This window comes from Streptomyces sp. NPDC041205 (genome assembly GCF_055591765.1).
The window spans coordinates 1,256,408-1,268,447 of the sequence record NZ_JBVIZH010000001.1 but is presented as its reverse complement, the minus strand read 5'-3'; the positions used below and the strand labels follow the sequence as shown (position 1 = coordinate 1,268,447).

Here is a 12,040-nt window from a genome sequence, read left to right as displayed (position 1 = left end):
CGCCCCGGTCGGCGGCCCCCTCCCGCCTCAGCTGGTGAGGCCGAGCTCCCGGGCGATCAGCATGCGCTGCACCTCGCTCGTGCCCTCGCCGATCTCCAGGATCTTGGAGTCCCGCCACATCCGCGCCACCGGGTACTCGTTCATGAAGCCGTACCCGCCGTGGATCTGCGTGGCCTCGCGCGCGTTGTCGACGGCGACCGTCGACGAGTACAGCTTCGCCAGCGCCGCCTCCTTCTTGAACGGCTCGCCGGAGACGAGCCGCGAGGCCGCGTCGCGCCAGGCGAGCCGCGCCGTGTGCGCCTTCATCTCCATGTCGGCGATCTTGAACTGGATGGCCTGGTTGGAGCCGATCGGCCGCCCGAACGCGTGCCGCTCCTTGGCGTACTTCACCGACTCGTCGACACAGCCCTGCGCGAGCCCCGTGCCGAGCGCCGCGATCGCGATCCGGCCCTCGTCCAGGATGCGCAGGAACTGCGCGTACCCGCGGCCGATCTCACCGAGCAGGTTCGCCCGCGGCACCCGCACGTCGGAGAACGACAGCTCCCGCGTGTCCGACGCGTTCCAGCCGACCTTCGAGTACGGCGCCGCGACCGTGAAGCCCGGCGTGCCGGACGGCACGATGATGGAGGAGATCAGGGGCTTGCCCGCGTCCGTGCGGCCCGTCACCGCCGTCACCGTCACCAGGCCCGTGATGTCGGTCCCGGAGTTGGTGATGAAGCACTTCGTGCCGTTGACGACCCACTCGTCGGTCGCCTCGTCCAGGCGCGCCGTCGTGCGCGTACCGCCCGCGTCGGAGCCGCCGTCCGGCTCGGTCAGGCCGAAGGCGCCCAGGATCTCGCCGGAGCACAGCCGCGGCAGCCACTCCCGCTTCTGCTCCTCGGTGCCGAACAGGTGCAGCGGCATCGCGCCCAGGGAGACGCCCGCCTCCAGCGTGATCGCCACGGACGAGTCGACGCGCGCCAGCTCCTCCAGGGCGATGCCGAGCGCCAGGTAGTCGCCGCCCATGCCGCCGTACTCCTCGGGGAAGGGCAGCCCGAAGAGGCCCATGCGGCCCATCTCGCGCACGATCTCGTACGGGAACTCGTGCCGCTCGTAGAGGTCGCCGATCTTCGGGGCGATCACGTCGTGGGCGAACGCCTCGACGGTGCGCCGGAGTTCCTCGTGCTCGGGGGAGAGGTGGTGGTCCATCGTTCTCACTGCTCCTGGTGGGAGAGGGCACGCACGGTGCGGGACGGGCTCGGTCGGCCCAACTGGCCGGCCATCCACACGCTGGTGGCGGTGAGACGGCCGAGGTCGACCCCGGTCTCGATGCCGAGGCCGTGAAGCATCCACACGAGGTCTTCGGTGGCGAGGTTTCCGGTGGCGCTCTTGGCGAACGGGCAGCCGCCGAGGCCGCCCGCGGACGCGTCCACGGTGGTCACCCCGTGCTGCAGGGCCGCCAGGGTGTTGGCGAGCGCCTGGCCGTAGGTGTCGTGGAAGTGCACGCCGACGCGGTGCGTGGGCACGCCCTGTTCGTTGAGGGCGGCGAGCAGTTCCTGTACGTGGCCGGGGGTCGCCACGCCGATGGTGTCGCCGAGGCTCAGCTCGTCGCAGCCCATGTCGAGCAGCGCCTTGCAGACGCGGACGACCTGGGCGATCGGGACGGCGCCCTCCCAGGGGTCGCCGAAGCACATCGACAGATAGCCGCGCACGTGCACCTGGTCGTGCGCGCTCTGAGCCGCCTTCGCCCGCGCCACCACCGGCTCGAACATGGCGAGCGCCTCGTCCACCGTGCGGTTCAGGTTGGCCTTGGCGAAGGACTCGGTGGCGCTGGCGAACACCGCGACGCGGCGGGCGCCGAGCGCGAGGGCGCGGTCCAGGCCGCGGGCGTTCGGGACCAGCACCGGCAGGCGCACGCCCCTGGTGTGCGCGAGGTCGTCGAGCAGCGGGAACAGCTCTTCCGCGTCGGCCAGTTGGGGCACCCACTTGGGGTGCACGAAGCTGGTCGCCTCGATCGTGGTCAGGCCCGCGGCGGCCAGGCGGTGGATGAACTCCGCCTTCACCTCGGTGGGCACGGTCGCCTTCTCGTTCTGCAGGCCGTCCCGGGCGCCCACCTCGTGGATGCGGACGCGGGGCGGGAGGCCCGCCGTGGGGACGACCATGGGGAGGGGGGCGCGGGGTGCTTCGGCGGCTCCGCCCGCCTCGGTGGCCGGGCCGGTTTCCTCGGTCATGACGCGTCCTCCTCCGCTGGGGTCACCACGGCCAGGACCTGGTCCATGGCGACCGTGGTGCCCGGGGTGACGTCCAGCTCGGTGACGGTGCCGGCATGCGGCGCGGAGATGACGTGCTCCATCTTCATCGCCTCCACCACCAGCAGGCTCTGGCCCGCGGCCACCTCGTCGCCGGGGGCCACCTTGACGACGGTGACCGTGCCGGGCATGGGCGCCGTCAGGGCGTCCACGCCCGCGTGCGCGGCGCCGCTGAGGGCGGCTTCCACGGGGTCGTGGTCCTGGACGTGCCAGGCGTGGCCGTCACGGCCGAGCCAGGTGCCGGCGCGGTGGAAGGTGTGGGTGCGGCCGTCGAGGTGGAGGGTGGGGCGCTGCGCGGAGCCTTCCCCAAGCCCGCCCCTTCCCGAAACCGGGGGCGAGCCCCCGGGCCCCCCGAGGTCGACTTCGACGTCGCCGTCGGCGGTCAGACGTGTCCGCACGGACACGGGCTCGTGCCCCGGCACCCGCAGATGGTGCACGGTCCACGCGGGCTCACCGCCGAGGCGCCACCCGTTGGGCACGGAGAAGGGGTCGAGCCACGCGTTGTTCTTCAGCCCCTCCGGCGTTTGAGGAGCGGGGGCCGGGGCGGAGCCCCGGTTTCGGGAAGGGGCGGGATCGGGGAAGGAACCGACCGCCCGCACCAACGCCGCCGCCCCGTACACCTCCACCGGCACGTCCGGGTCCACCAGCCCCTCGGCCTCCCGCTCCACCAGGCCGGTGTCGATGTCCCCGGCCACCACCGCCGGGTGGGCCAGCAGCCGCCGCAGGAACCCCGCGTTCGTCGGCACCCCCAGGGTGACCGTCTCCGCGAGCGCGGCCCGCAGCTTCCGCAACGCGGTCGCGCGATCCGGCCCGTACGCGATGACCTTCGACAGCATCGGGTCGTACAGGCTCCCGACCTCCGTGCCCTCGCTGAGCCCGGAGTCGGTGCGCACGCCGTCGCCGGACGGCTCGTGCAGGGAGAGGACGGTCCCGCCGGACGGCAGGAAGCCGCGGGAGGGGTCCTCGGCGCAGACGCGGGCCTCGACGGCGTGCCCGGTGAGCGTGATGTCGTCCTGAGCGAAGGGCAGTCGCTCGCCGGAGGCGACCCGGAGCTGCCATTCCACCAGGTCCAGGCCGGTGATCAGCTCCGTCACGGGGTGCTCGACCTGGAGGCGGGTGTTCATCTCCATGAAGTAGTACGAGGCGGGGTCGTCGCCGGGGACGATGAACTCGACGGTGCCCGCGCCGACGTACCCGCAGGAGCGCGCGGCCTCCACGGCGGCGGCCCCCATCGCGGCGCGCGTCGCCTCGTCGAGCAGGACGCTGGGCGCCTCCTCGATGATCTTCTGGTGGCGGCGCTGGAGGGAGCACTCGCGCTCGCCGAGGTGGACGACGTTGCCGTGCGCGTCGGCGAGCACCTGGATCTCGATGTGCCGGGGCCGGTCCACCCACCGCTCCACGAGGAGGGTGTCGTCGCCGAAGGAGGCGCGGGCCTCGCGCCGGGCGGCGGCGATCTCCTCGCCGAGGAGGGCGGCGTCCCGGACCAGGCGCATGCCCTTGCCGCCGCCGCCCGCGGAGGGCTTCAGGAGCACGGGGGTGCCGATCTCCCGGGCGGCGTCGATGAGCTGGGCGTCGGTGAGGCCGCTGCCGGAGGAGCCGGGGACCACGGGGACCCCGGCCTTCCGTACGGTCTCCTTGGCGCGGATCTTGTCGCCCATCAGGTCGATGGCGGTGGCGGGCGGCCCGATGAAGGCGAGCCCGGCGTCCGCGCAGGCCTGCGCGAAGGCGGCGTTCTCGGCGAGGAAGCCGTAGCCGGGGTGGACGGCCTGGGCGCCGGACGCGGCGGCGGCCGCCAGGAGGCGCTCGGCCGACAGATAGCTCTCGGCGGCCGGGGCGGGCCCGAGCCGCACCGCCGTGTCGGCCTCGTGGACGTGCCGGGCGTCGGCGTCGGCGTCGGAGAAGACGGCCACCGAACGGACGCCGAGCGCGCGCAGCGTACGGATGACGCGGACGGCGATCTCGCCCCGGTTGGCCACAAGGACTGTGTCGAACATGCTCATGGGGTCTGGTCCCTCACATCCGGAAGACGCCGAAGCCGCGTTCGCCCAAGGGCGCCCCGGCACACGCGGTCAGAGCCAGGCCGAGCACCTGGCGGGTCTCCAACGGGTCGATGACACCGTCGTCCCACAGTCGTGCCGTGGCGTAATAGGCGTTGCCCTGCTGTTCGTACTGCGCGCGGACCGGGGCCTTGAAGGCGTCCTCGTCCTCGGCCGACCACTCCTCGCCGCGCGCCTCCAACTGGTCGCGCTTGACGGTGGCGAGGACGGACGCCGCCTGCTCGCCGCCCATCACGGAGATCTTGGCGTTGGGCCACATCCACAGGAAGCGCGGCGAATAGGCCCGGCCGCACATCGAGTAGTTGCCCGCTCCGTACGAGCCGCCAACCACGACGGTCAGTTTCGGTACGCGGGTGCAGGCCACCGCCGTGACCATCTTCGCGCCGTGCTTGGCGATGCCCCCGGCCTCGTAGTCCCGGCCGACCATGAAGCCGGAGATGTTCTGGAGGAAGACCAGCGGGATGCCGCGCTGGTCGCACAGCTCGATGAAGTGGGCGCCCTTCTGGGCGGACTCCGAGAACAGGATGCCGTTGTTCGCGACGATGCCGACGGGGTGGCCGTGGATGTGCGCGAAGCCGGTCACCAGGGTCTGGCCGTACTCGGACTTGAACTCGGCGAAGCGCGAGCCGTCGACGACGCGGGCGATGACCTCGCGGACGTCGTAGGGGGTGCGGGAGTCCGTCGGCACCGCGCCGTACAGACCGAGCGGGTCGACCTTCGGCTCCTCGACCGGGCGGACCTCCCAGGGCAGGGCGCCGCGCGCGGGGAGCGTGGAGACGATCGTGCGGACGATGCGCAGCGCGTGCGGGTCGTCCTCCGCGAGGTGGTCGGTGACGCCCGACACCCGGGAGTGGACCTCGCCGCCGCCCAGCTCCTCGGCGGTGACGACCTCGCCGGTGGCGGCCTTCACCAGGGGCGGGCCGCCGAGGAAGATCGTGCCCTGATCGCGCACGATCACGGCCTCGTCGCTCATCGCGGGGACGTACGCCCCGCCGGCCGTGCAGGAGCCGAGGACCGCCGCGATCTGCGGGATGCCCGCGCCGGACATCCGCGCCTGGTTGTAGAAGATCCGCCCGAAGTGCTCGCGGTCGGGGAACACCTCGTCCTGCATCGGCAGGAAGGCGCCGCCCGAGTCCACCAGATACAGGCAGGGCAGGCGGTTCTCCAGGGCGATCTCCTGCGCCCGCAGGTGCTTCTTGACCGTCATCGGGTAGTACGTCCCGCCCTTGACGGTCGCGTCGTTGGCGACGATGACGCAGTCGCGCCCGCTGACCCGGCCGACGCCCGCGATGACGCCGGCGGCCGGGGCCGCGCCGTCGTACATGCCGTCGGCCGCGAGCGGGGCCAGTTCGAGGAACGGCGAGCCGGGGTCGAGGAGGGCGTCCACGCGGTCGCGCGGCAGCAGCTTGCCGCGCGCCACATGCCGCTGCCGGGCGCGCTCGCCGCCGCCGAGCCGGGCCGCCGCGAGTTTGCCGCGCAGCTCCTCGACCAGGGCGCGGTGCGCCGTCTCGTTCGACCGCCAGGCTTCCGAGGCGGGGTCCGCCGCGCTCGCGAGGACTGGTGCCTGTTGCATCCGCTGTGCTCCCACTGTTAGTGAGCGTTAACGTATGCCGTTAAGGTTAACGACCGCTAACCGTGCTGTCTAGAATTGCTTCCATGGCCACCAGGACCGACGCCCCCACCCGTCGCGAGCAGATCCTCAAGGAAGCCGCCAGGCTCTTCGCCGAGCGCGGCTTCCACGGCGTCGGCGTGGACGAGATAGGGGCCGCCGTCGGGATCAGCGGGCCCGGTCTGTACCGCCACTTCGCGGGCAAGGACGCGATGCTGGCCGAGCTGCTCGTGGGGATCAGCGAGCAGTTGCTGCGGGGCGGCGAGCGCCGGGCCGCGGAGGCCGCGGGATCACCCGGCGCCGTGCTCGACTCGCTCATCGAGGGCCATATCGACTTCGCCCTCGACGACCGCCCGCTGATCACTCTCCACGACCGGGAGCTGGACCGCCTGCGGGACAGCGACCGCAAGCTGGTGCGCTCGCTCCAGCGGCGGTACGTGGAGCTGTGGGTCTCCGCGGTGCGGGACGTGTACGCCGGGCTCGCCGAGGCCGAGGCGCGGGCGTCGGTGCACGCGGTGTTCGGCCTCCTGAACTCGACGCCGCACCTGGGGCGGCCGGGGTCGCTCCCGGACCGGGAGGGGATGGCGAGGCTGCTGAGCAGGTTGGCGCACGGGGCGCTGGCGGCGGCCGCGAGCGAGAACTGAGCGGCGGGGGCATCGGAACCGGTGGGGGGATCAGGCCCGTCCGGCGATTGAGGGCGAGCAGGCCGAAGGCCACGATCGGCGGTGCCCCCGACCGGCGGTCACGAATTTCGCCCTGGACGGTCACGCGAACCCACGGGTAACCTCGACTGAGCAAGCGCTTAGCCAAGGACGCGCTTGGCCGGATCCGTGACCCAGGGAGCTCAATCGTGCGGCGTACCGTCTTCAACGAGGACCACGAGGCATTCCGGGAGACCGTCCGGGCCTTCATCGAGGCCGAGGTCGTGCCCGTGTACGACGAGTGGTTCGCGGCGGGCCAGGCGCCCAGGGACTTCTACTACAAGCTCGCCGACCTCGGCGTCTTCGGCATCCGCGTCCCCGAGGAGTTCGGCGGCGCCGGCATCGACTCGCACAAGTTCGAGGCCGTCATGTACGAGGAGACGGCCCGCGCGGGCGTCTCCTTCGGCGGCTCCGGCGTGCACGTCCTGCTCGGCCTGCCGTACATCGAGATGCTCGCCACCGACGAGCAGAAGAAGCGCTTCCTGCCCAAGTTCGTCTCCGGCGAGGAGATGTGGGCGCTCGCCATGACCGAGCCCGGCACCGGCTCCGACGTCGCGGGCATGAAGACCACCGCGAAGCTCTCCGACGACGGCACGCATTACGTCCTCAACGGCGCCAAGACCTTCATCACCGGCGGCGTGCACGCCGACCGCGTGATCGTCTGCGCCCGCACCTCCGCCCCGCGCGAGGACGACCGCCGCTTCGGCATCTCCCTGTTCGCCGTCGACACCAAGTCGGCGGGCTACTCGGTCGGCCGCAAGCTCGACAAGCTCGGCCTGAAGGTCTCCGACACCGCCGAGCTTGCCTTCGTCGACGTCGAGGTCCCGGTCGAGGACCTGCTCGGCGAGGAGAACAAGGGCTTCGGCTACCTCGGCCACAACCTCGCCTCCGAGCGCTGGGGCATCGCCTTCGGCGCGTACGCGCAGGCCAAGGCCGCCGTGCGGTTCGCCAAGGAGTACGTCCAGGAGCGCGCCGTCTTCGGCAAGTCGGTCGCCTCGTTCCAGAACACCAAGTTCGAACTGGCCGCCTGCCAGGCCGAGGTGGACGCCGCCGAGGCCGTCGCCGACCGCGCCCTCGAAGCCCTGGACGCGGGCGAGCTGACCCCCGCCGAGGCCGCCTCCGCGAAGCTCTTCTGCACCGAGGTCGCGCACCGCGTCATCGACCGCTGCCTCCAACTGCACGGCGGCTACGGCTTCATGAACGAGTACCCGATCGCCCGCCTGTACGCGGACAACCGCGTCAACCGCATCTACGGCGGCACCAGCGAGGTCATGAAGATGATCATCGCGAAGTCGATGGGTCTGTAACTCGCCGATGAGCGAGGAACTCGAAAGGCTGCTCGGCCTCCTCGACCTGGAACGGGTCGAGGAGGGCATCTTCCGCGGCGTCAGCCGGACGTCGCTCGTGCCGCGCGTCTTCGGCGGCCAGGTCGCCGCGCAGGCCCTGGTCGCCGCCGGGCGCACCGTCCCCGGCGAGCGTCCCGCGCACTCCCTGCACGCCTACTTCCTGCGCCCCGGCGACCCCGGCGTGCCCATCGTCTACACCGTCGACCGCATCCGCGACGGGCGCTCCTTCACCACGCGCCGCGTCGTCGCCGTGCAGCACGGGCAGCCGATCTTCCACCTCTCCGCGTCGTTCCAGGCGTACGAGGAGGGGCTCGACCACCAGGACGGGATGCCGCCCGCGCCCGACCCCGAGACGCTGCCCACCGCCGCCGAGTCGCTGCCCGGGTACGAGGACGTGCTCGGGCCCGACGTCGTGCGGCGGCTCATCGAGGCGCGGGCCGCCGTCGACCTGCGGTACGTGGACGAACCGCCGTTCGCCAGCGTCGGCGCGCCCCGGCAGGCGCGGTCCCAGGTGTGGTTCCGCACCAACGGCAAGCTCGGCGCGGAGCCCGCGGGCTCGCTCCTGCACCTGTGCCTCGCCACGTACGTGTCCGACATGACGCTCCTCGACTCCGTGCTGCTCGCCCACGGGCGCGGCGGGTGGGCCGTCGGGGACGTCGTCGGCGCCTCGCTCGACCACGCCATGTGGTTCCACCGGCCCTTCCGGGCGGACGAGTGGCTCCTCTACGACCAGGAGTCGCCGTCGTCCGGGGGCGGGCGGGGACTCGGGCAGGGGAGGATCTGGACGATGGACGGGAAGCTGGCGGTGACCGTGATCCAGGAGGGTGTGGTCCGGGTTCCCCGGGGCTGACGGCGTCTCCGGCCGCCTTCGTCCCCGCTGCCCGGGGCGGGGCTCGGCCACTCCGCGGCCGGAAACGGGCTCGGGATCGCCGTCGCCGCGGTGACCAGGGAGTACCCGGACCCGACGCCGGGGCGGGAAAGAACAGCTCGTCCGGCGATTGGGGACGAGCAGGCCGAAGGCCGCGATCGAGGGTGCGGGCAGGCCGGGGCGCGCCCCGGCCGACTCAGGCCTGGGCCAGCCCCGCCGCGTCGAGCAGGTACGCCGTCAGCGGGTCGTAGAACCGAGGGCTGGTCACGTGGTCGTCGAGGGGCACCGTCACCTGGACGGTGCCCTCGGCCTCGCCGATGAACAGGGCGGGGTCGTTGCAGTCCGCGTACCCGACGGAGTCGATCCCGCGCTGGCCCGCGCGGCCCGCCCAGCCGTGGTCGGCGACGACGAGGTCCGGCAGCGGCCGCTCCTCGCGCAGCAGCCCGTCCAGGATCGCGTTCATCGGCTCCGGCGAGTGGGTGTGCCACAGCGTCGCGCCCCGCTCAAGGACGGCCACGTCGGCGAACTGGAACACGAAGCCCTCGTCGGCGGTGAGCCCCTCCGGGATCACGACGATCTCGCAGCCCGCGGCGCGCAGCGCGGCGGCCGTCGCGCGGTGCACGTCGAGCAGACCGCCGGGGTGACCGGTCGCGAACAGCACGCGCTCCTTGGCGGACGCGGCCTTGCGCAGCCGCCCCGCCATCCGCTCCAGGGCGTCGACGGTCAGCTCCGGGTCGATGGTGTCCTGCCCCTGGCGGTACTCGGGGTCGTCGTTCACGCCGCAGCGCTCGGCCATCACCGCGAGCACGTCCTGCTCGTCGGTCCAGCGGTCGCCCAGCTCCAGGCCCAGCCAGTAGTGGCGGTCGCCGTTCGCGAGTTTGCGGTAATGGGAGAGGTTGTTGTCGCGGGGCGTCGCGACATCGCCCGCGATGCGGGTGCGGACGAGATGATCGACGAGCGCGGCGCGGCTGGGTATCGGCATGCGTCCCATTGTGCCGTCGCCAACGACCCCGGCGCGGGCCGTCCCGCGGGCCGGACCTGTGCGGCGACTCACGTTCGGGGGCGGGGCGCTGCGGAGGGGGATGTTCCGGAGGGCGGCGGGTGCTGCTCCGGCGGGGTGGGGGGCGGGGCCTGTTCCGGGCGGGGCACGTCCTCCCGGTGGTGGAGCGAGCGCTGCTGGCGGCGGCGGGTTCCGGTGCGAGTGCGGGGGCACGGCGGGGCGAGTGGTGCGGGGGCGCTCTGGGGGGCGTGCGGAGGCCTGTGACCACTCCGGCGCGTGCGGATCGGGGCTCGGGGTGGGTTACGTGGTCGGGCGGCCGGTGTCGCCCGCGAGTACCGCAGTCGACCCGGGGCCGTACGGCTCCCCGTGCTCAGCCCACCCCGTCCCTACGCCCCAGCGCGAACCACAGCTCCATGCGGACGTCCGGGTCGTCCAGGTCCGCGTCGAGCAGTGTCGCGCAGCGGGTGATGCGCTGGCGGACGGTGTTGCGGTGCACGGTCAGGGCGGCGGCCGTACGGTCCCAACTGCCGTGCAGGGAAAGCCAGGTGCGCAGCGTCTCGGCGAGCGGCCCCCCGCCGAGCGGGGCGAGCAGCGCCCGCGCGTGCGCGTCGGCCTCGGCGGGCGCGACCAGCCCGGCCAGACCGGTCTCGCGGTGTCGCACCAACGGCACCCGCGTCGCCTCGGCCCGGCGCAGGGCCCGCGCGGCCTGCGCGTCGGCGGCGGACAGGGCATCGGCCCCGGCGGGCGCGGAGGCCCCGAGCGTCCAGCCGGTCTGCGGGGCGGGTTCCCGGCCGGCGGGCAGGAGCAGGCGTACGGGGTGGGGGGTGCCGTCACCCGTCGGGCCGCCGTGGGCCTCGGTGCGGATACCGGTGCCGGTGCCGCCGCCGGGTCCGCTGCCGCTGCCCCCAGCCCGGCCCTCGTCGCCAGATCCGTCGCCCTCGGCCCCCCTCCCGTCGTCCATCAGCACGCTGCCGAGGGCCGCCGCCAGGGATGCCGGGGTGGCCGGTGTCCGGTCGTGGTCGCCGCCGCGTACCCGGGCGTGGACGACGGTCCACCGTCCGGCGCCGAGCAGTGGCGCCACGTCCTCCGGGGCCGCGCCAAGGAGCAGCCGCACCAGCGCCGCCGACCGGGCCGACTCGGCCGCGCCCTGGTGCGGTGCGGTCAGCAGCGACAGGAGCACGGCGGCGACCCCGGCCAGCGTGTGGTCGCCCGGCTCCCGCTGCCGGGTGGCCACACCGAGCGCGAGCCCGTGCGCCCCGGCCAGGGCGTACGCGGCGAGGTGGGCCCCGGCGACCGTGTCGGTGGCGGAGGCGGGCGCCGGGCGAGGAGCCCGCGCGGCCTGCCCCCGCCCCGCGTCCGTGTCCCCGGCCCCGCCCGAAGCCGTGCCCCCGCCCGGATTCACCACCCCGGCCAGGCGCGCCAGCGCCGCCCCAGCCCCCGGCTCCGGCTGTGTGCCCGCGCTCTGTGTGGGCGTGCCGTCGGCCCCGTACAGCGCCGCGTATCCGCCGAGGCGGGCCGCCAGTTGGCGGAGCAGGGCCGGGACCGGGTCCGGGCGGGACGCCGCTGCCGCCAGGCCCTGCTGGGCCTGGGTGACGCGGCGGAGTTCGGCGTGCCGGGCCTCGGCCATGAGCTGCCACACCGCGCGGGCGATGCCGCTGAACGTCGTGCGCGGGGGCACCTCCAGGAGGGGGAGGCCGTGGCGTTCGCAGGCGTCGACCAGGGCCTGCGGCACCGTGTCGTGCACCGGGGCCACTCCGAAGCCGAGCGCGGCGCCGCCCGCCGCCACGATGCGCGCCGCGTAGCCGTCCAGGCGGTCGGCCGCGCCGTCCGCGTCCGCCGCCGGGACGTGCACCCCGGCCGTGAGCAGCAGCTCGCCGCCCAGCAGGTACGGGTAGGGGTCGGCCATCTCCGAGGTGTGCACCCAGTGCACGACGGCGCCGGTGCGCGCCGCGTCCGGGCCCGCGATCTGGCGCAGGCCCAGCTCCTCGTCGGCGAGCAGGGCGGTCAGCGGGACGGGCGGGGTCGGGGGAGCGGCGGGGGGAGGGGGCGGTGCTGGTGTCGGCGACGGCGTGGCTGACGCGTCCCGTGGCGGCGACGGCGGCGACGGCGGCGACGCGGGTTCAGGGTTCGGCACCATGGACACTTCCTCCATCCACCGCTCGGCGAGTGTA

9 protein-coding genes are annotated in these 12,040 nt (G+C 73.7%); 3 read left to right on the top strand and 6 right to left on the bottom strand.

The annotated features are described in order from the left end of the window. Positions 1 to 27: 27 nt before the first annotated feature. The 4 genes from ACZ6BG_RS05500 to ACZ6BG_RS05485 all read right to left on the bottom strand — a co-directional run bounded on the left by ACZ6BG_RS05500 (position 28) and on the right by ACZ6BG_RS05485 (position 5,918). Complete coding sequence (locus tag ACZ6BG_RS05500; RefSeq protein ID WP_468997164.1) at positions 28 to 1,188, bottom strand: acyl-CoA dehydrogenase family protein; 1,161 nt, start codon at positions 1,186 to 1,188, stop codon at positions 28 to 30. A 5-nt stretch (positions 1,189 to 1,193) separates the two neighbouring features. Further along, on the bottom strand, positions 1,194 to 2,141 hold the full coding sequence (locus ACZ6BG_RS05495; protein WP_468997951.1) for a hydroxymethylglutaryl-CoA lyase: 948 nt from the start codon (positions 2,139 to 2,141) through the stop codon (positions 1,194 to 1,196). A gap of 65 nt (positions 2,142 to 2,206) precedes the next feature. Further along, complete coding sequence (locus ACZ6BG_RS05490; protein WP_468997948.1) at positions 2,207 to 4,282, bottom strand: acetyl/propionyl/methylcrotonyl-CoA carboxylase subunit alpha; 2,076 nt, start codon at positions 4,280 to 4,282, stop codon at positions 2,207 to 2,209. 19 nt (positions 4,283 to 4,301) lie between these two features. After that, positions 4,302 to 5,918, bottom strand: coding sequence for a carboxyl transferase domain-containing protein (locus tag ACZ6BG_RS05485; protein WP_468997161.1), 1,617 nt, complete (start codon positions 5,916 to 5,918; stop codon positions 4,302 to 4,304). Between the two features lie 83 nt (positions 5,919 to 6,001). Here ACZ6BG_RS05485 and ACZ6BG_RS05480 point away from each other — a divergent pair, with 83 nt between their 5' ends. The 3 genes from ACZ6BG_RS05480 (at position 6,002) to ACZ6BG_RS05470 (ending at position 8,851) form a co-directional block, all read left to right on the top strand. After that, positions 6,002 to 6,598, top strand: a complete 597-nt coding sequence (locus tag ACZ6BG_RS05480; protein ID WP_468997159.1) for an SACE_7040 family transcriptional regulator — start codon at positions 6,002 to 6,004, stop codon at positions 6,596 to 6,598. A 206-nt stretch (positions 6,599 to 6,804) separates the two neighbouring features. Next, entirely contained in the window at positions 6,805 to 7,962 is a 1,158-nt protein-coding gene (locus tag ACZ6BG_RS05475; RefSeq protein WP_468997158.1) for an acyl-CoA dehydrogenase family protein, read from the top strand. A gap of 7 nt (positions 7,963 to 7,969) precedes the next feature. Further along, positions 7,970 to 8,851: an acyl-CoA thioesterase gene (locus ACZ6BG_RS05470; protein ID WP_468997155.1), complete on the top strand. Its 882-nt coding sequence runs from the start codon at positions 7,970 to 7,972 to the stop codon at positions 8,849 to 8,851. Positions 8,852 to 9,065: 214 nt separating this feature from the next. Here the strand turns inward: ACZ6BG_RS05470 and ACZ6BG_RS05465 are convergent, their stop codons facing one another. Both ACZ6BG_RS05465 and ACZ6BG_RS05460 read right to left on the bottom strand, forming a co-directional pair. Then, the gene (locus ACZ6BG_RS05465) at positions 9,066 to 9,851 is read right to left on the bottom strand and encodes a phosphatase (RefSeq protein ID WP_468449839.1); all 786 of its coding nucleotides are present in this window, start codon (positions 9,849 to 9,851) and stop codon (positions 9,066 to 9,068) included. A 388-nt stretch (positions 9,852 to 10,239) separates the two neighbouring features. Next, a complete protein-coding gene (locus ACZ6BG_RS05460; RefSeq protein WP_468997150.1) occupies positions 10,240 to 12,006 on the bottom strand; it encodes a PucR family transcriptional regulator ligand-binding domain-containing protein in 1,767 nt (588 codons plus the stop codon). Positions 12,007 to 12,040 lie beyond the last annotated feature (34 nt).